This is a genomic window from Daejeonella sp. (assembly GCF_036405355.1).
Classification (GTDB): domain Bacteria; phylum Bacteroidota; class Bacteroidia; order Sphingobacteriales; family Sphingobacteriaceae; genus Daejeonella.
On record NZ_DASWXT010000122.1, the window covers coordinates 73,044 to 92,076 of the forward strand.

Annotated in this window: 17 protein-coding genes; 6 read left to right on the forward strand and 11 right to left on the reverse strand. The window is 39.4% G+C overall.

The window, feature by feature from the left end; all coding sequences use genetic code 11:
- Positions 1 to 10: 10 nt before the first annotated feature.
- Positions 11 to 475, reverse strand: a complete 465-nt coding sequence (rimP, locus tag VGE44_RS15130) for a ribosome assembly cofactor RimP (RefSeq protein WP_331080622.1) — start codon at positions 473 to 475, stop codon at positions 11 to 13.
- Between the two features lie 141 nt (positions 476 to 616).
- Positions 617 to 1,069: a hypothetical protein gene (locus tag VGE44_RS15135; RefSeq protein ID WP_331080624.1), complete on the reverse strand. Its 453-nt coding sequence runs from the start codon at positions 1,067 to 1,069 to the stop codon at positions 617 to 619.
- 33 nt (positions 1,070 to 1,102) lie between these two features.
- Here VGE44_RS15135 and VGE44_RS15140 point away from each other — a divergent pair, with 33 nt between their 5' ends.
- A complete protein-coding gene (locus VGE44_RS15140) occupies positions 1,103 to 1,450 on the forward strand; it encodes a phage holin family protein (protein WP_331080626.1) in 348 nt (115 codons plus the stop codon).
- Positions 1,451 to 1,496: 46 nt separating this feature from the next.
- On the opposite strand, the gene VGE44_RS15145 is transcribed toward VGE44_RS15140, so the two are convergent.
- From VGE44_RS15145 to panC, 6 genes are all read right to left on the reverse strand, one after another.
- Entirely contained in the window at positions 1,497 to 3,614 is a 2,118-nt protein-coding gene (locus VGE44_RS15145; protein ID WP_331080629.1) for a M1 family metallopeptidase, read from the reverse strand.
- Positions 3,615 to 3,789: 175 nt separating this feature from the next.
- Positions 3,790 to 5,037, reverse strand: coding sequence for a TlpA disulfide reductase family protein (locus tag VGE44_RS15150; protein WP_331080631.1), 1,248 nt, complete (start codon positions 5,035 to 5,037; stop codon positions 3,790 to 3,792).
- Positions 5,038 to 5,054: 17 nt separating this feature from the next.
- On the reverse strand, positions 5,055 to 6,194 hold the full coding sequence (locus tag VGE44_RS15155) for an acyl-CoA dehydrogenase (protein WP_331080633.1): 1,140 nt from the start codon (positions 6,192 to 6,194) through the stop codon (positions 5,055 to 5,057).
- 149 nt (positions 6,195 to 6,343) lie between these two features.
- Positions 6,344 to 6,838 (reverse strand): D-glycero-beta-D-manno-heptose 1-phosphate adenylyltransferase, encoded by a 495-nt coding sequence (rfaE2, locus tag VGE44_RS15160; protein ID WP_331080635.1) that lies wholly within the window; start codon positions 6,836 to 6,838, stop codon positions 6,344 to 6,346.
- Entirely contained in the window at positions 6,816 to 7,829 is a 1,014-nt protein-coding gene (locus VGE44_RS15165; protein WP_331080637.1) for a lysylphosphatidylglycerol synthase transmembrane domain-containing protein, read from the reverse strand. The genes rfaE2 and VGE44_RS15165 overlap by 23 nt, the downstream gene beginning before the upstream one ends.
- Complete coding sequence (panC, locus tag VGE44_RS15170) at positions 7,826 to 8,680, reverse strand: pantoate--beta-alanine ligase (RefSeq protein ID WP_331080639.1); 855 nt, start codon at positions 8,678 to 8,680, stop codon at positions 7,826 to 7,828. The genes VGE44_RS15165 and panC overlap by 4 nt, the downstream gene beginning before the upstream one ends.
- Before the next feature lie 147 nt (positions 8,681 to 8,827).
- On the opposite strand from panC, the gene VGE44_RS15175 reads away from it, so the two are divergent.
- The 4 genes from VGE44_RS15175 to VGE44_RS15190 all read left to right on the forward strand — a co-directional run bounded on the left by VGE44_RS15175 (position 8,828) and on the right by VGE44_RS15190 (position 13,652).
- Positions 8,828 to 9,652: a glycogen/starch synthase gene (locus VGE44_RS15175; RefSeq protein ID WP_305366411.1), complete on the forward strand. Its 825-nt coding sequence runs from the start codon at positions 8,828 to 8,830 to the stop codon at positions 9,650 to 9,652.
- Between the two features lie 89 nt (positions 9,653 to 9,741).
- Positions 9,742 to 11,121 carry a DUF4270 domain-containing protein gene (locus VGE44_RS15180; protein ID WP_331080642.1) on the forward strand — a complete coding sequence of 460 codons (1,380 nt, stop codon included), beginning with the start codon at positions 9,742 to 9,744 and terminating at the stop codon, positions 11,119 to 11,121.
- Positions 11,122 to 11,190: 69 nt separating this feature from the next.
- Positions 11,191 to 13,026: a glutamine--fructose-6-phosphate transaminase (isomerizing) gene (gene glmS, locus VGE44_RS15185; protein ID WP_331080644.1), complete on the forward strand. Its 1,836-nt coding sequence runs from the start codon at positions 11,191 to 11,193 to the stop codon at positions 13,024 to 13,026.
- A 122-nt stretch (positions 13,027 to 13,148) separates the two neighbouring features.
- Entirely contained in the window at positions 13,149 to 13,652 is a 504-nt protein-coding gene (locus VGE44_RS15190) for a hypothetical protein (protein WP_331080646.1), read from the forward strand.
- A 27-nt stretch (positions 13,653 to 13,679) separates the two neighbouring features.
- Here the strand turns inward: VGE44_RS15190 and VGE44_RS15195 are convergent, their stop codons facing one another.
- Positions 13,680 to 15,044 (reverse strand): dipeptidase, encoded by a 1,365-nt coding sequence (locus tag VGE44_RS15195; protein WP_331080648.1) that lies wholly within the window; start codon positions 15,042 to 15,044, stop codon positions 13,680 to 13,682.
- A 216-nt stretch (positions 15,045 to 15,260) separates the two neighbouring features.
- On the opposite strand from VGE44_RS15195, the gene panD reads away from it, so the two are divergent.
- Positions 15,261 to 15,611, forward strand: coding sequence for an aspartate 1-decarboxylase (panD, locus tag VGE44_RS15200; RefSeq protein WP_331080650.1), 351 nt, complete (start codon positions 15,261 to 15,263; stop codon positions 15,609 to 15,611).
- 9 nt (positions 15,612 to 15,620) lie between these two features.
- On the opposite strand, the gene VGE44_RS15205 is transcribed toward panD, so the two are convergent.
- Positions 15,621 to 16,361 carry a pseudouridine synthase gene (locus tag VGE44_RS15205; RefSeq protein ID WP_331080652.1) on the reverse strand — a complete coding sequence of 247 codons (741 nt, stop codon included), beginning with the start codon at positions 16,359 to 16,361 and terminating at the stop codon, positions 15,621 to 15,623.
- A 51-nt stretch (positions 16,362 to 16,412) separates the two neighbouring features.
- Positions 16,413 to 18,872, reverse strand: coding sequence for a zinc-dependent metalloprotease (locus tag VGE44_RS15210; protein WP_331080655.1), 2,460 nt, complete (start codon positions 18,870 to 18,872; stop codon positions 16,413 to 16,415).
- Between the last annotated feature and the right edge of the window lie 161 nt (positions 18,873 to 19,033).

Consider the following 19,033-nt stretch of genomic DNA (forward strand, 5'->3'; position numbering starts at 1 on the left):
GTACGGGACGTTATTTAAAACTCACTAAAACTATCGTTTCTGATATATCTTCAAACTTTATAAAATTCTCCAGCAAAACTGCTTTCTTACCCTTTTCTTTAACACTCTCCTGTATTGTTATACCTGAATCATCTGCACTCATCAATTTGCCTTCCCTGATATTGCCGTCTTTAAGTTTAACCTTCAATGAACGATTAATATTTTTTTGGAACTGACGTAATGATTTCAGAGGGGTATCTATTCCCGGTGAGGAAACTTCCAGTCTGTATGCTTGTTCAATAGCATTTTCCTCTTCAAGATGGAAACCCACATGCCGGCTTATTGCAACGCAATCACTAATTGCAACACCATTATCTCCATCAACTAAAATAGACAAAATTCCGCTACCATGCATCTGAACGTCCACCAGAAACAAATCCGGACGGTCAGCAATCTTTTCTTCAACTAACTCAATTACACGTTTTTCTATATTCATGATTGACCTTTTTTTAATTCCCTTGAAAAACAGGTTGGTAAAAAAAGAGCCCCGAAATTGTCGGGGCTCTTCTCAGATCGATGCAAATATAAAAAAACTATCCGTCATTACAAATACCTGATTTCAATACATTTATAAGACTTAATTTTTTGAAAGACTGAATTTATATTCTGTAAACCCGTCTGAAATAAACAGTTCTCTTGTTTCAATCAGATCCTCAGCATCCTGAAGCAATAGTTTTGTATAACACCGGGCAAAATATAATTGGTTCTCTTTGAAATTATCCTTTGGTCTAAACCGAACTCTTTCCCCCTCAATGCTATAGATACCTTCCAAAGCCGGCTGAAAATCCCTCATTTCGGGATCAATTGGTTCTTCATAAACTGCAAAAAAATTAGTCCATAGCGAATCAGGCAGAGAATCAGTCCTTAATTCCTCTAAAACAGGATTTGCTAAACCAATTAATTCTATCGAGCTGCTGTCGGGATTAAGCCTGATAATTAATTTATTTGGGGTACTTTCCTGAGCTATTTCCTGTTTACAGGAATTAAATAAAATCAAAAAAATTACCGAAATATGAAATAGATTCTTCAATTTCATCATTATTAAATTTAAAAACTAAAAAATATGAGGCTGATCATTGAAATTCTATTAATGGGTGCAGCTGTCGCCATTGCTGCTTACCTGCTTCCGGGAGTTGATGTTGAAAATTTCTGGAGTGCCATTATTGCCGGGATTCTTATTGCTCTTGCAAACGCAACCATCGGCACAATTCTCCGTATTCTAACCTTTCCAATCAATTTTCTGACTCTGGGTTTGGTTTCTTTCATTATTACCGTTCTCATGGTATTATTGGTCGACAACCTGATGGAAACCTTTAATACCAGTGGGTTTTTCTCTGCCGTGCTTTTTGCAATTGTACTTGCTCTGATCAACATGATATTTTCGGCATTTCAATCAGAAAAGTCAGCTTAGATATAATTCCGATCCTGGTTTTTCAATATTAAGGGATCGTATACTATTATTCTTTCAAAGCCTCAGTTACTCTGATTACCAGAGGAGACTTGTCTTTCGCTGCCTGAGCAAATACGTCTTTATTGTCTGTCATCCGGTAATGTTTCCCGAGTTTTTCGACCGCTGCAGCCCTTACTTGTGAAACCTGATCACGAAGAGCCATTTCTTTCAATGTTTCATGAACAACTTTACGCTCATCGTCCGAAAGATTTTCAATAACAGATAAGGCTGTATGACGAATAAGCCAGTTTTTATCTTTGAGTGCTGAAACCACTATACTTCTTGCTGCTGCTTCCTCCTTCATATCCTTCAGTTTCATTATTGCTTCAATCCTGTCCATAAATAATGGTGCATGCTGATACTGAAAAATATACTCCTGGATATTTTTTACTTCGTTTTTTTCTGCAAGAACATACTTTTCAGCATCAACATTCACAAGATCCGGAGGGCTTGCTGAGGGGAAAATGAACGATTGATTTTGCCTTTCAAGGATAATTTCTTTACGCTCAACCTTCGATCCGGAATAAATATCTATAGCTATTGGAATTCGGTAAAGAGGTGTTTCTGATAGATTCTGATCCTGGGTAATATTAACACTAATCTCTCTTTTCACCGGATCATAAGAATTCTGAATGCTTAAAACCGGATGTCCTGAAGCAAGGAACCATTGATTGAAAAACCAATTCAAATCCATGCCGGTAATTTCTTCAAAGGCAAGCCTGAGGTCATGGATTTCAGTCGTTTTATAGGAATGCTTCTTCAGATAAAGCTTTAAAGATTCAAAAAATGCCTCATCTCCAACCGTCTTTCTAAGCATATGCAGTATCCGTCCACCTTTATGATAACTGATCTCATCAAACATTTGCTCTCTATCGGCATAATCAAAACGGATCACATCCGGTTCTGATTTTCGTTTATTTCCGATATAAACCGACATATCCTCCAGACCTTTCAAATCAGCCTGATCCCTGCCGTATTTATATTCTTCCCAAAGATATTCTCCGTAGGTGGCAAATGATTCATTCAAAGGCAGATTTGCCCATGATTCGGCCGTTACCAAATTTCCAAACCATTGATGAAAAAGTTCGTGCGCTATGATATCTTCGTGATTTTCATCCAGATACTGACCAGCTGACATATTCATACCCTCGAAAAATACAGACGCTGTGGTGTTTTCCATAGCCCCGCTCACAAAATCCCGAACAACGATCTGTGAGTATTTATCCCAGGGATATTCGATTCCAAATTTATTTGAAAAAAACTCCATCATCTCAGGGGTCTTCCCAAAAACCAGTTTTGCAGTAGATGCGTAAGCGGGTTCGGTATAATAACTTACCTCCTTACCCCGCCATGTATCCTTAGTAATTGCAAAATCTCCGACTGCAAGCATGGTCAAATAAGTTGAGTGTGGCTGCTCTTGTCTCCAGCTGTCTGTTCGGGTACCATCCCCGTTCATACTCGAAAATTCAAGCGTCCCGTTCGAAAGGCTGACAAACTCATTTGGCACTGTAATATTAAGTTCCTGAGTCATTTTCTCCTGAGTGCCATTGATGGTTGGAAACCAGTTCGAATTACATTCTGTTTCACCTTGAGTCCAGATCTGTCTTGGTTTGCCTTTATCCTTTCCGTCTCTATTTATAAAATATATACCGCGATCACCTGCTGAAGCAATATCCTCACCAATCTTTAACTTATTGGGCATTGCTACATAGTCAATAAATACAGTATATTTTTGATCTCTGGTGTATATCTTATCGAGACTGATCCTTAGTATTTTGCCATCGTAAGTATATCGCAGAGGTTTTTTATCATAGCTGCTAACCAATGAAACGGAGTTAAAACGAAAGCCATTGGCATTCAATATCAGCTGATCAGAAGGGTAGAAATAAGGTTTTGCAAGAATTGTAGCTTTTCCAATCACATAGGCACTATCCCAATCAAAATTAAGATCAAGCCGTGTATTTACTATATCTGTATTCTTAGTATAGCTTCCCCTGTAAACCACTGAGCCCTTTGAATTTTCAACAACCGTAACCGGATCGAGATTTACCATCCTGGGTGCAGAACAAGCCAGCAGAAATATTGAGGTCAGGATAGGGTAGCAGAAGATATATTTTATTTTCATGAGTATGAAATTTGTTTTTTAGTGGATATGAAGCATGTATGAGCTTAAATCCATTCTATTGTTAACTGTAAGCTCATGCAGGTTTTATGAGATAAACTTGTTTTTTAAGCCCCGCACAAGCGGAACTCCATATGTTTTCCAGGCTTGTACTTTCCTGCAAATGGAGCTTTATTTTCTATTGTTCAAGCAGCAGATCATCAATGGTTTTTTCAAATTCCTTTTTAAAATCCACATAGTGGACCCCGGTTCCGGGTCCGCTGAAACCGGTATGGATCTTTCTGACTTTGCCTTTCTTATCAATGATAATCAATGTTGGAAAGCCTATGAAACTTTTTAACATTGGCAGACTTTTCACCACCTCGGCTTTATCATTTATATAGCCGGTAATTAACATATCATATGGAACGTTAAACCTTTCGCGTAAACGTAAAATATTTTTCTTTGAACGTTCATAATCAGTACTACGTTCATAAGCTAAAGCAACGATTTCAAGCCCCTTTTTCTGATACTTTTTGTAAAATGGAACCAGATAGGCTGTTTCATCCATACAATTTGGACACCAGGATCCAAAAAACTGTACCAAAACAATTTTATTCTTAAATTTTGAATCAGACAAGGACACATTCTTACCATTAAGATCAGGAAAAGAAAAATCTATTTTATCAAATCCATCTTTCAAATCTGTTATTGAATAGGCATCGGGCAGGATAGCTTTTTCATCCCTTTTAGCGGTCCAGGTCTGAACAGAAGAAAGTCCGGAATAGAAATTCCCATCCACTATTGTATTATTGTCCAGTATTTTGCCTGTAAACAGAAAGGCATGACTGCCATCGAAACAGGAAAGATAAATGTTATCGTCTGAAACAGTTCCCTCCAGAAAACGGTAATCCCCTGTACTGGTTAAAAAAGTGCCCAGAACGCGGCCATTCTGCTGGGTAAATTCTCCAATGGCAGGAATTGATTTACCCGTCTTTGCATCCTGAAAGTTAACAGACCAGCGACCAGTCACAACAAATTCAGGTTTGGTATTCGCCTTAAAAAAACGCCATGAATAACCATTTTTGGCCTCAATCATCATTACTTCGCTACTATCTGCAAATTGTTTAATCCATTGTCCGTTGAGAGACCCATTCTTGATTTTTGCCCTGATCTCAGAATCAAAAAGAGGCATCTGTATAAATATGGAATCTGATACCGTTGAAATTTCATTAACCCTGAACCTCTCATCCCCGTTTATAACATCAAGAAATTTCTGATCAGCTGAATCGATTACCTCAAAATTAAAAGGTATTTCGGCCCCTGAAGAGGTCTTGAGCGTAGCACGCCAAATCCCCTTCTCCAGTTGATTATCGGAATTACCCTGACATGCACACAGACTGGTGAATAGAAAGAAGAAAGCTATAATTTTTAAGTTATTGTTCATGGAATGATTCCGGCTGTCTATTTCAAAATCTCACGTGCAATCACAATGCGCTGAATCTCAGAAGTTCCCTCATAGATCTGGGTAATCTTTGCATCCCGCATCAAACGTTCAACATGGAATTCTTTAACAAATCCATAACCCCCATGTATCTGAACTGCTTCAACTGTAGTTTTCATAGCCACCTGGGAGGCAAATAGTTTAGCCATAGAACTTGCCTGAGCATATGGAAGTCCCTGATCTTTTAACCAGGCAGCTTTTAAGCAGAGCATTCTGGCAGCTTCAATTTCAGTAGCCATGTCTGCAAGCTTGAACTGAATTGCCTGATGACCGGAGATAGGTTTTCCAAATGCCCTGCGTTCTTTGGAGTATTGCAGAGCAAGCTCATAAGCACCTGAAGCGATCCCCAATGCCTGAGAAGCAATCCCTATACGTCCTCCGTCCAGCGTTTTCATAGCAAATGAAAATCCGAAACCCTCCTCACCAATACGATTCTCTTTAGGTACTTTTACATCAGTAAACATCAGCGAATGCGTGTCAGAACCACGTATTCCAAGTTTATTTTCTTTAGGACCTATAGTGAAACCCTGCATACCTTTCTCAACAATCAGCGCATTTATTCCTTTATGCCTTTGCGCAGGATTAGTTTGGGCTATGACAAGATAGGTAGAGGCGTTTCCACCATTAGTAATCCAGTTTTTTGTTCCATTGAGAAGGTAATGATCGCCCATATCGATCGCACTGGTTTGCTGTGAGGTGGCATCAGAGCCGGCTTCGGGTTCAGAAAGACAAAAAGCACCCAATTTTTCGCCTGCTGCTAGTGGCTTAAGATATTTTTCCTTTTGAAACTCAGATCCATATTTCTCAAGTCCGTAGCAAACCAGTGAATTATTTACCGAGACCACCACAGAAGCCGATGCATCAATTTTTGATAACTCTTCCATAGCAAGAACATAGGAGATGGTATCAAGCCCTGATCCATTATATTTTGGATCAACCATCATCCCAAGAAAACCAAGTTCTCCCAGTTTTTTGATCTGCTCATGCGGAAACTTTTGGTGTTCGTCCCGTTCTATTACACCGGGCTTCAATTCACTATTGGCAAAATCTCTGGCTGCTTGCTGAATCATCAGCTGCTCCTCCGTAAATTCGAAAAACATAATAATTGGTTTAGTGCCCAAAATTAATGTTTCGGGCTTGATTAGTATTTGCTCCTTTGCAAATATTAAGAAATATTTCCGTTAGTTATACGGAGGATTGTGGAATCTGCTGTAAAAACTTATCTGTGACAAATACCTGATTGATAATTTCAGGAATTGGATCTGATCTTTTTCTCAATAAGTGTTGTAGAATAGCCGCTAAGATATTCGATGGTCTTTACTTCTCCACCGTATTGCAATACCAGATCGGCACCAACAATCTGCTCAATGGAATAATCAGCACCCTTAACCAGAATGTCCGGCCTCACCAATTCAATTAGATGAAGTGGTGTGGGCTCATCAAAGATTACAACTGCATCCACAAAGGAAAATGAAGCAAGCATTACCGAACGCGAAAGCTGATCTGTAATTGGGCGGCCCGGACCTTTCAAGGCTGATGCAGATGCATCAGAATTTAAGCCAATCACTAATTTATCTCCCATGTCAGCAGCCTTCGACAAATAATCGATATGCCCTAAATGAAGCAGATCAAAGCACCCATTAGTAAAAACAACTTTTTTTTCGAGCAAGCGCCATATATTCAGTACAGCCTTTATTTGCTCCCTTGTGTAAATCTTACTTTTAATATTCTCCAGTCTGCTCATTTGATCTTTTTCCGGTTGATTGCTTCAGGAACAAAATTAAACTTATTGAACCAATAATGAGGATAATTAATGTTTGTGTTGTATGGACTAATAATGCGTAGGAAAGACCATCAATTTTGGATATTCCATAAATGGTCAAACCCTCCGAAACCATCCAGTGAAAGGCACCTATCCCTCCCTGAACCGGCGCAATCATTGCAAGACTTCCAAAAACCAGGGTAGAAAGTGCAGCACCCGGGCCGAGGGAGGATGTAGCGCTCAGAGCAAAAAAACACAAATAGGATGAAAGCCCGTACAACAACCAGATGAACACTGAACTAAATACAAATGCGGTTTTATTGTCCAGATTTTTAACTGAAAGTATTCCGGTTTTCATTCCTGAAAAAAACTTTAAAATACGATTGGAAATGCCCCATTTTTTCTTTTTCATCAGGATAAGAAAGAAGATAATAATTATTACCAATAGTAAAAAAGCAAAGATCAGTAAGGTAATATCTCCAATTCTACCACTTAATTTAATGAGGATATGCTTGTACAAAAAGTCGGATAACAATTTGAATTCTAATAATATAGCCATTGCAAATACGATTCCAAGCATCAGCAAATCAACCATACGCTCAGCAATTACAGTCCCCAATAGCTTAATTACAGGGATTTTGTCCGATTTATTTATCACGCTGCATCTGGCAAGCTCCCCCATGCGTGGAAATGCCAGATTTGCAAGATATCCCATGATTACTGCATGAAAAGTGTTTAGCATAGAAGGTGTGCCATGCCCAAGCGAGCCGATCATTAAATTCCATCTGTATGCTCTCATGATATGTGCAAGCAGACTCGAGATAATGGAAAGGAAAACCCAGGCAAAATCTGCCCTTTTCAGATCAGAGAGCATTTTATTAAGATCCTGCCCTTTGAAAGCTAAATACAAAAGCAATACACCGATGATCAGGAATACCAGGTATCTGATAAATGTGGTGAGCGAAATTCTCAATATAAATTTTCTTTATTCAGGTACATATTATCTATGATCCTGATTTTACCTATTCTGGCAGCTACCAGAGCAATCATTGTTGCCGCCCGTTTAGAAGCAATTGGTTCAAATGTTCGGGCATTAAAAATTTCAAAATATTCAGTTTCAATTCCCGGGCATGACTCAAGAAAAGCATTAACCTTTTTCTTAATCTGATTAAGCGATTCAGTTTTGAATAATTCCTTTGCCAACAGGAGTGATTTGTATAAAGCAAGGGCCTGCTTTCGTTCCCCGGGTAAGAGGTAAACATTACGGGAACTCATTGCAAGGCCATCATCTTCCCTGATAATCGGGCAAATAACCAGTTTCACTCTGATCTTTAATTTTTTGACCATATGTGTGATCACCATTATTTGCTGGTAATCCTTCTGCCCAAAAAATGCATAATCAGGCTGTACGGTATCAAAAAGCTTCTTTACGATTTGAGTTACCCCCTGATAATGACCTGGTCTGATCTTTCCTTCAAGGATCTTATCCAGATTACCCAGCTCAATTTTCCAGAATTCTGAACTATTATACATCTCATCTACTTCAGGAAGAAATAAAACATCGCAATTAAATGCTCTTAATTTTTGGAGATCTTCTTCTATTGGTCTCGGATAATTTTCGAGATCCTTTTTATCATTAAACTGTGTCGGATTTACGAAAATACTGCAAACCACAATGTCTGTCTTCCCGCGAGCCGCCTCTATTAAGGATAAGTGACCGGCATGCAAAGCACCCATGGTCGGGACAAATCCGATGGACTTGCCTGCTGAACGTAAATCATCCAGATATTGATGAATGGCTTCTCTTTTGTTGAAGATTTTCAAATTATAATTTGATTTTAATGGGCTCAAAAATGGTTAAATACTTAAACAGAACCAAAACAACTTGCGTAATTCGTTGATATTTCATAAGATAATGATTACCTTTGCTCTTCGAAAACTTTTCTTAAACTCAAATTAATCAAACCGGAGATGGCAAAAACGAAGATTCTTTTTATTACGCATGAGATGTCGCCTTTCCTTGAACTTACCAAAATTTCTGAGATTACCCGTCACTTACCTCAGGCTATGCAGGACAAAGGATTTGAAATCCGAATTCTGATGCCACGTTTTGGAAATATTAATGAGCGCCGCAACAGACTACATGAAGTAATACGACTTTCGGGTATGAACATCATTATAAATGATAATGATAACCCACTAATTATCAAGGTTGCTTCTATCCCTTCTGCAAGAATGCAGGTATATTTCCTGGATAATGAAGAATACTTTCAGAGAAAGCATGTATTTACTGATAACAACAATAAATTCTATGCTGACAATGACGAAAGAACCATATTCTTCTGTAAAGGAGCTCTTGAAACTGTTAAAAAACTAGGCTGGTCTCCAGATGTCGTACACTGTCATGGCTGGATGAGTGCCCTGGTTCCTGCTTATTTGAAGACTTTGTATAAAGATGACCCTACTTTTAAGAATTCAAAAGTGGTTTATTCTCTATATGAGGATAATTTTGACACCTCTCTAAGTGCAGAATTTGCTACAAAAGCAATCATGAACGGAATGAATGCTGAGCATACTGAAATGTATTCTGATGCTACCAACACCGCCTTGAACCTGGGAGCAATCTCTTATTCTGATGCAGTGGTTTGTGCCTGCGAAAATATCAATGAAGAAGTGTTAAAGTTTGTTAAAAAATCTAATAAACCGCTTCTGGAATTCAATTCCACTTCAGATTACGAAAATTATTATAACCTTTACGAAGAAATTGCTAGCGAAGAATTAGTGTCATTAGCCTAAGCGTAAAAAGCAAAGCTCAGGGTACAAATTGGGATACTTTATTAAGAATATAAAGAGCCTGCAAGCTTTTAAAAATTAATGTAATACGGATGAAATTATACAAACTGGACTTATTAACGCTGTTGATAAGTCTTTTTATTTTAAGCAGCTGTCAGAATACAGATTCTATTGGCCTTGATGTCGACCCGGCTACTGAAGTTACAGGTAGCTTTACAGATACAATTACTGTTATCTCATCCACGGTTAAGGAAGACACCATGGTTACCAATACTCTGGAGAAATACCCTCTTGGATATTTGGTGGATCCAATTTTTGGAAAAACTACAGCTAATATTGCAATGTCTCTGACACTTGATCCTCCCGGACTTACTTTCGGAACCACTCCAACACTTGATTCAGCAGTACTGGTACTTTATTATGCCAAGGATTTTTATGGTGACAGTACATCAAATTTTCAGGTTGATGTTCATCAGCTTAATAATGCTTTAAGTACTTCAGTACAATATTACAATACACAGCCTCAAAGCTATGGATCAACGGTACTGGGAAGTAAAAAACTTAGATTCAGTGTCAAAGACAGCGTCAGAATTACAGAAATTGTAACAGGTAAACCCGATATACAGGTGACCAGAGCGCCTCAGATGCGCATACCAATCAATCCAGGGTTTATTACAGCAAACTTTCTGAATGCAAGCAGCACTACTTTAAGCAGCAATGAACTGTTGAATAAGGCAGTCAAAGGATTCTACCTCACTGTTAACAAGGCACAAAGTACCGGGCCAGGAGGTGTTGCATTCTTTAACCTGACCGACTCCAGCAGACTGGAAATCTATTATAAAAGTCAGAATGGCACTTTGATTGATACTACTTTGCACAAATTCCCTATTGTGAATAATTCAGTGCCGGTAATTGCCGATTTTAAACATGATTATACCGGAACCGCGATTCCCGCTAACTTGAATAGTACCACTCAACAAGATTTTACCTATGTACAGGGTTTGGCAGGTCTGCGGACGAAAATTCGCTTTCCGCACATCGAAAAATTAAAAAACCTTGGTAACATTACCATTAATAAGGCAGAACTGATCGTCTCAGTTGTAGGTGGAACAGATGCATTTAAACCTGCATCAAGATTAATTATGTACCGCACGGATATTGCAAGTCAGAGACAATTTATACCCGACTTCAGTACCGAGCCTGCATTTTCATTAACTGATCTTGACTTTGGCGGCTTTTATGACTCAAGCAAAAAGCACTACAGGTTTCAGATCACAAGCTATGTTCAGGATATCATAAAAGGTAAACTGAAGCAATACGACACCTATATTGCACCGGTCAACCTAGAATACAATCGTTCAGCAGGTCCGGTAGTATCCGGAAGTGCAGCTGGCGGTTCAGTGATTGGCAGTGGAAAATCCGGTGTCAGCTATCAAATGAAGCTTAGAATAATTTATAGTAAGATAAATTAATTAAACTTCCTCCGTCCCTTCATATTATACAATCAAATTCTTAGTTTCGGCCATTAATCATTCATAATTATGTGTGGAATAGTTGGTTATATCGGACATCGTGAGGCTTGGCCTATTATTATCAAGGGCTTGCAACGCCTCGAATACAGGGGATATGACAGTGCCGGAGTGGCACTCATGAACGGTCATCTGAGCATTTATAAAAAGGCGGGGAAAGTAAGTGATCTAAAGCAATCAGTTGAGGGAGAAAACCTAGGTGGTACCCTTGGCATGGGGCATACACGCTGGGCCACACATGGTGAACCTTCAGACCGCAATTCTCATCCCCATACCTCTGGAGATGGCCGCCTGGCAATTATCCATAATGGTATTATAGAAAACTATTCAAGCCTGAAAGAGGCTTTGTTATCCAGAGGCCATATTTTCAAAAGTGATACAGATACTGAAGTTCTGATTCATCTTATTGAAGACATCCAATTGCAGACCGGACTTGACATCAGGGAGGCAGTCAGAATTGCCCTTGATAAAGTGATCGGTGCATACGCCATTGTGATCATGGATAAAGATGAACCTGATGAACTAATCGCGGCCCGTAAGGGTAGTCCAATGGTGCTGGGAGTTGGTGAGGGAGAATATTTTATTGCATCTGATGCTTCCCCGATAATAGAATACACCAAAAATGTTATTTACCTGAATGATAATGAAATCGCTTTTATCAAACGGGATGAAATACTGATTAAGAATATTGACAATACTATACAAATCCCTTACGTACAGGAGCTGGAATTAAAACTTGAGATGCTCGAAAAGGGTGGATTTGATCATTTCATGCTAAAAGAGATCTTTGAACAGCCAAGGTCGATAAAAGATTGTATGAGAGGCCGTATCTATCCTGATGAGGGTTATGTTCAATTGGGAGGCATCAAAGAATACGCAGAAAAACTAAAAAATATTGACCGCATTGTGATCGTCGCCTGCGGAACCTCCTGGCATGCAGGCCTGGTTGGTGAATACCTGATAGAAGAATATTCCCGTATCCCTGTTGAGGTTGAATATGCATCAGAATTCAGGTACCGTAATCCGATAATCTCAGAAAAAGATATTGTAATTGCGATCTCTCAATCAGGAGAAACTGCCGATACTATGGCTGCAATTGAACTTGCAAAATCAAAAGGGGCTACTATTTTTGGAATTTGTAATGTTGTTGGAGCTTCCATACCCCGACTGAGCCATGCCGGAGTATACACTCACGCCGGACCTGAGATAGGAGTTGCTTCAACCAAAGCATTTACAGCCCAGGTAACTGTTCTTACACTAATGGCCTTATATATGGCCCAGCAAAGAGGTAAGATCACACAAAGTAAAATGGTTCATCTGCTTACAGAACTTGACAATATTCCGGCACTTGTTGAAAAATGCCTTCTTTCTAATGATAGCATAAAAAACATCTCTGAAGCCTTCAATGATGCAAGTAACTTTTTGTTTTTAGGCAGAGGAAGTGGTTTTCCGGTAGCGCTTGAGGGTGCCCTTAAATTAAAGGAGATCTCTTATATCCATGCAGAAGGTTATCCTGCTGCTGAAATGAAACATGGACCTATCGCCCTAATAGATGAAGAAATGCCGGTGGTATTCATTGCTACAAAAAACTCTTCTTACGAAAAAGTAATCAGTAACATACAAGAGGTTAAAGCCAGAAAGGGCAGGGTCATAGCCATTGTTACCGAGGGTGATATTGTAGTTAAAAATATGGCTGATTTCACTATAGAAATACCTGATGCCGACGAAATATTCCTGCCGCTTCTTGCTACCATTCCATTACAGCTTTTATCATATCATATCGCTGTATTGAGGGGTTGTAATGTTGATCAGCCAAGAAACCTTGCAAAATCGGTAACGGTAGAATAAAACTACTGAGCATCGTCAATTATACTTTGTTCAGAATGCTTATTTCAGAGCGAAAGAATAGCTCAGTTTATTTTTACTATTGTAATGATAAATTAGCTAACTTGTATTAAAAATCAGGCATCATGACCAGCAGAATACCATTTGTAATAGCCATACTTACGCTTATCTGCGGAGTATTTATTTCCATTATTTTCGGAGCCAATGAAGACTTTTTTAAAAACAAGATCAAGGAAGGTTTAAGCAAAAACGAAAAGATCAATCTTATTCAGGATGCTGCAGAAAAGGATGCTGTTTTAAAGGCTGAGGCTGAGAAAAACTGGCGGTATTATCAGAGATTTCACTTTCATGCAACAGGAATAGGAGCAATGGTAATGGGGGTATTACTTTTTATATCATTTTTATCTGCTCCTGAGGGGATAAAAAATATTACCTCCTATGCTACTGCAATTGGCGGATTTCTTTATCCCTTTGTCTGGCTTTTCGCAGCAATATACGGCCCTGAATTGGGCAGAGAAGTTGCCAAGGAAAAATATGCTGTTTTCGGCTATATGGGTGGCTTATTTCTACTGGGCTTATTTTTGAGTCTTTTTATGGCGCTTAAATACTCATTCAAAAGCAGTAAATAATTTCAAATAGACAATTAATTAAAGCTTTCAGGAGAGCACAGCATTTGCAACTCTCAGGCTGTTTCCCGAAAGGATCTTTTGAATATCATCATCCGAATAACCCATTTGAACCATACCTACTGTGAATAAAGGCCAGTTGGTCCAGGACATACTTTTCACCATCTCCGGTGTTTCTTTGAAATCATCGGCAGGCCAAAGCGCTTCCCATCGGGTTCTTTCCTGGCGATAAGAAGGAATTTTCTTGCTTTCTTCGGAGGCAAATTGTGAAGTGTAGGAAATATCTGTACCTATTGCAACGTGTTCACTGCCAAACTTTTTAACCACATAATCTATATGCCTCATTAGCGCTGCAATATCACCGGAGCTTCCAAGAAATCTTGGAATACAACAAATCCCAATATATCCACCGGTATCAGCAATAGCACGAATCACATTGTCGGGTTTCGAACGGATATGTTTATGAACCGATGCCGCTGTTGTATGACTTGCAACCATTGGTTTTGTAGAAACCTGAGCGGCTTCCAGACTTGTCTGCCACCCAGAATGAGCAATATCCACGATCACACCCACTCGATTCATTTCCTTGACTACGGCACGGCCAAAATCACTTAGCCCACCATTTGCCAACTCTGCACAGCCATCCCCAATAACATTTCTGCGATTATAAGTAAGATGCATCATTCTGATTCCTAAATGAAAAAACACGCTAATGTACCTCAATTCATCTTCAACAGAAATCCAATCCTGAGGTAAAGGAACCCCATTCGCGGAAAAATATAATGCATGACGATTTTCCTTTTTAGCCTGAATAATGTCCTTTGGTGTAGCAGCCTTTCTCACATAATCACTCATCATATCAGTAGCGTGGGTGAAATGGGCTAAACGTTTAAGTAAACGCTTAACTTCATTTCCCTCTTCACCAGCATTCTGAACAATACAGGTTACGCCAGAGGCCTTCCAGGCATTTTCAAATTCCTCCCTTTCCTTTTTATCATAAACAAAGCGGGTCATCGACATATCTTCCTGCATATCCTGAATTTCTAAAATAGATGCCCTTGCGTTTACTGCAGAACCAATCTGCCCGCCGTCATAAGCAGCTCTGGGCATGAATCCATATGTATCAATCACCAATGAATTTTTATGTAATTCAAGTCCGCGTTCAAGCTGTTTCTGTGTAGGTTTTAGAATATTTTTCGCTAATTCAAAATCTGCTTTAATCTTATCATTAAACAAATAATCTCTTTCTATCTTTTGTGGTTTAGCATTAGCAGGAATTTTCTGTGCACTACTGCTGAATGAATCTGATCTTAAACCTCCAATAACTCCATCACTGGCTAAAGTTAGTCCGGCGAGTCCGCTTAGTTTCAGGAAATCTCTGCGTTTAGTTTTCATATATTTTCAATTATTGGCCTGAAAATTGTTTTCGTGTTAAAAGAATACTATCTGAATTATAAACAATTTAAGTCTTTAAAATTTAGTGGCAAAAAATAAACAGCTTCAATTCTGATATTTTCAGAGATAAAATACAATTCTACCCCCATTTCTAAATGAATGCAATATCCTGAATTCAATAATCCAAGTATTCCATTAAATACATAACTTTGTGCCATGCAAATTCACATATTAAAATCAAAAATTCACAGGGTTAAAGTAACAGATGCAGATCTTAACTATGTAGGCAGTATTACAATAGATCAGGACTTAATGGATGCGGCAAATATCCTGGAGGGCGAAAAAGTACAGATCGTTAACAATAATAATGGTGAACGCTTTGAAACCTATACGATAACCGGAAGAAGGGGAAGTGGAGATATTATCCTGAATGGTGCAGCTGCACGAAGAGTTATGAAAGGTGATGTAATCATAATCATAACCTATGCTATTATGGAGGCAGAAGAAGCCAAGAACTATAAACCAGTTGTTATATTCCCGGATGAGGAAACTAACTTATTGAAATAATTACAATATTCAGGGCTCACCAGAATGAGTTTTAGCTGAGCCGGAAATCAATCTTGTAATTTCATTCAGTTCATCATCTGTCAGATACCTCCATTTTCCTATGGGTATATCTAGTCTGATATTCATTATTCTGACTCTTTTGAGTTTAACTACCTTATAATCAAGATATTCACACATCCTTCTGATCTGTCTGTTCAGTCCCTGGGTGAGTATTATTTTAAATCTATTCTTATCCAGTTGTTCCACTTCACAATTGCGGGTTATGGTATCCAGTATTGGGATCCCGTTCCTCATCCTTTTTAGAAATTCAGGATTTATTGGCTTATTTACTGAAACAAGATATTCCTTTTCATGGTTATTTCTGGCCCGCAAAATTTTGTTAACTATATCCCCGTCACTTGTCAGCAAAATCAGTCCTTCACTTGCCTTATCAAGTCGACCAATTGGGAAAATACGCTTCGGATATTTGATATAATCAATGATATTATTTTTCTCAGCTTTTGTATCGGTTGTACAGACTATTCCTACCGGCTTATTGAATGCAATATATACCGGCTTCTCTTCCGGCGTTGAAACCAGTTTACCATCCACCCTAACCTCATCATCCGGGACTATTTTAGTCCCCATTTCAGGCACCACACCATTTATGGTAACACGGTTTTCAAGAATCAGTTTATCCGCAGCTCTTCTGGAGCAATAGCCAATTTCACTTAAATATTTATTAATTCGTGTTGTATTCGTATCGCTCATTTATTTGTTAATCTGAATCGAAATTAAAAATGCATTAATCAAACGGTTTTATTATTCATCCATTGCACAGCCGATCGGTGCCCCCGGAGGTGCAGCCTGATGGAGTGTTGGTTTTGCTTTTTCAGGAGATTTTATCCGTTCGAGGGTGAGCAGCAAATAACCTTTGTTTGTATTGTCAGTCGCTGCTTTTAACTGAGCCACTGCAAACAGCTTCAGATCCTCAATTGCTTTCAATATCTCTGCTTTAGCAGCAAATGATGCATCCTCATTAACAGATACAGCCAGCAGATAAGTGAGCAGGAGTTGTTCATTCTGCTTTTGTATCAGTCCCTCTAAACCTTTCAGCCTTGCCGACTTCCAGGTTTTTGCGATCAATACATTTATCATTTCATCAAGGCCCAATCCATTGTTTGAGGCCTGGTATTGTATCATCCTGTTCAGCCGGCTGGTATTAAATAAAAGGGAAAGTGGCATATCAGCAGCCGATTCTGCCGCTGCCAGCGGATCGAATGCCAGACCGGTCCTCCTCTTAAACAATTCCCTGTTATAAGTATATCCCGCCGGACGCGGAGGAATTAATTTGATAATACTTTCAGGCAGGGCCAGCACTTTGGGATCCATACAGTCCGACAAGGCATTCAAAGCCGCAAGCTGGGCTTCTCTGGAAACAGAATGTGTTACCATTTGCCCGTCGCCCTTTATAGCATAGGAATAATACATCCCTCCAACCTGTTTTGAAACCGCTTCTAACTGATAACGGTGAAAAAGATAAACCGGGACCAATACATCCTCCAGCATAGACATCGCCGTACCTTTAGGGATATTGTTCAGACCAAATTGCGAAAGCGCTTTTGCACGCACACTCATTACATTCTTCAATTCCTTTACAGGGTCATTCCCATTATCCCATAAATGGGCATCAGGATTCAAGCCAGCAGGGTCACGGGCATCCCGGTCTGATATAAAAGTCAGGCCATTCATTGCAGCATCGGTCAGTATTTTATTCAGAGCATCCGCTTCATTGATTCCTTTCGGAAATTGGGAGTATCCGTATTGAATACTTACTTTATCCCAGTCACCAATCTCATTGGTATAGGCGTTGCTCAGGTCTATTTCATTCCTGCTGTTCAAACTTACCATAGGCGGTGGATAATCCATCACGCTTGCTCTGTTCTGCGCACTGGAAATATAGTTATGCATCAGCCCGATGGTATGCCCTACCTCATGCGCGGCCAGCTGCTTTAAACGCTGCAAGGCCATCTTCAGCATTTTATCATCTGCAGGTGCAGTACCATTTTCAAAAGGGGCAAGCAAACCCTGTGCGATCAGATAATCCTGACGAACACGCAATGAGCCCAGGGTAACATTTCCCTTGATAATTTCGCCTGTCCGCGGATCAACAACCGCATCGCCATAACTCCAGCCTCTGGTAGAGCGGTGCACCCAATTGATCATATTGTAGCGCAGGTCCATCGGATCTGCATCATCAGGTAAGATCCTTACCTGGAAGGCATTGATATAACCCGCTGATTCAAAAGCCTGATTCCACCAGCTTGCACCTTCCATTAAAGCGGTTCGGATTGGTTCAGGTGTACCATTATCCAGATAGTAAATGATGGGTTTAATGGCTTCACTTTTCGTGGCAGCGGGATCTTTCTTTTGCAGGCGATGGCGGAGGATAGTATATTTCTGAACCGGCTCATTCACTGGTGAACTGTAATCATAATATGAATGCGTTATATAAGGTGAACGGGCATCATATAATCTTTTTTCAAAATTATTATCCGGCAATAGTGCAAAAGTATGGTGCATTCTTAAGCTAATAGTCTCGGAGGCAGGTGCAACTGATTTGACAAAATCGCCCTGCTTTCCATCAGTATTTACGAATGTGACCGTCGTTTCAAACTCAGTGTTCAAAGGAAAATTTTTGCTGCGAGGCAGATATATCGCACTACGGGATGCATCCATATTATAATTCCCCTGATTGGAAGTTCTCAAGCGATTAGCCACCTGCAGGGCATCACGCATTAAAAAATCAGTCGCATCGATTAGTACTGAGCCCTTATTCTCTACAGAAATTGTAAAACCCCAGATGGTGGACTGGGCAAATGATTGTTCAACTGCCCGCTTTTCAGCTGTTCCCGCAGATTCTGCCCGATATTCATAATTAGGTTCAATTAACAGGACTTTATTTCCAACCCGATTGAATTTGACAATATAAGTGGTACCCAGGCTTCCTCTGTCGAGACCCACATCATTTGAGCCCAGGCCTGCTGGCAATGAGGTTTGATAAAGTATCTCTTTATCAAACTCATCGATCTGAAGCCATATTTTCCCTGTGCTCTCATCCCAGAAATAACTGAGAAAACCAGGATGGGGCTTCATATTCTTAGTTTTTTCTGTAATGGGATCTCCGGTTTGTGCAGATGAGACGGAATAAGATCCAAGAAAAAGGATCAGGGCAATCCAAAGTTTGTCCATCTTGAGAGGCTTGAAAATAGTTTTCTTCATAATTGGCGTTTAGTAAATAAACCTATTAAGAAGAATCTGATATTGCAAATGATTTCAACTCAATAAAAGCTGGAAACAAAAAAGGGTCCAGCCTTAATGGCAGAACCCTCTTACAGATTATAATTGGTCTTATTATCCTGCAAATATATCAAATCTATTAT

Bases quoted from the DNA above. Each gene is read 5' to 3' on its own strand.
- rimP (WP_331080622.1), bottom strand. From the start codon at position 475: ATGAATATAGAAAAACGTGTAATTGAGTTAGTTGAAGAAAAGATTGCT.
- VGE44_RS15140 (WP_331080626.1), top strand. From the start codon at position 1,103: ATGAGGCTGATCATTGAAATTCTATTAATGGGTGCAGCTGTCGCCATT.
- VGE44_RS15145 (WP_331080629.1), bottom strand. From the start codon at position 3,614: ATGAAAATAAAATATATCTTCTGCTACCCTATCCTGACCTCAATATTT.
- VGE44_RS15150 (WP_331080631.1), bottom strand. From the start codon at position 5,037: ATGAACAATAACTTAAAAATTATAGCTTTCTTCTTTCTATTCACCAGT.
- VGE44_RS15155 (WP_331080633.1), bottom strand. From the start codon at position 6,194: ATGTTTTTCGAATTTACGGAGGAGCAGCTGATGATTCAGCAAGCAGCC.
- rfaE2 (WP_331080635.1), bottom strand. From the start codon at position 6,838: ATGAGCAGACTGGAGAATATTAAAAGTAAGATTTACACAAGGGAGCAA.
- VGE44_RS15175 (WP_305366411.1), top strand. From the start codon at position 8,828: ATGGCAAAAACGAAGATTCTTTTTATTACGCATGAGATGTCGCCTTTC.
- VGE44_RS15180 (WP_331080642.1), top strand. From the start codon at position 9,742: ATGAAATTATACAAACTGGACTTATTAACGCTGTTGATAAGTCTTTTT.
- glmS (WP_331080644.1), top strand. From the start codon at position 11,191: ATGTGTGGAATAGTTGGTTATATCGGACATCGTGAGGCTTGGCCTATT.
- VGE44_RS15190 (WP_331080646.1), top strand. From the start codon at position 13,149: ATGACCAGCAGAATACCATTTGTAATAGCCATACTTACGCTTATCTGC.
- VGE44_RS15195 (WP_331080648.1), bottom strand. From the start codon at position 15,044: ATGAAAACTAAACGCAGAGATTTCCTGAAACTAAGCGGACTCGCCGGA.
- panD (WP_331080650.1), top strand. From the start codon at position 15,261: ATGCAAATTCACATATTAAAATCAAAAATTCACAGGGTTAAAGTAACA.
- VGE44_RS15205 (WP_331080652.1), bottom strand. From the start codon at position 16,361: ATGAGCGATACGAATACAACACGAATTAATAAATATTTAAGTGAAATT.
- VGE44_RS15210 (WP_331080655.1), bottom strand. From the start codon at position 18,872: ATGAAGAAAACTATTTTCAAGCCTCTCAAGATGGACAAACTTTGGATT.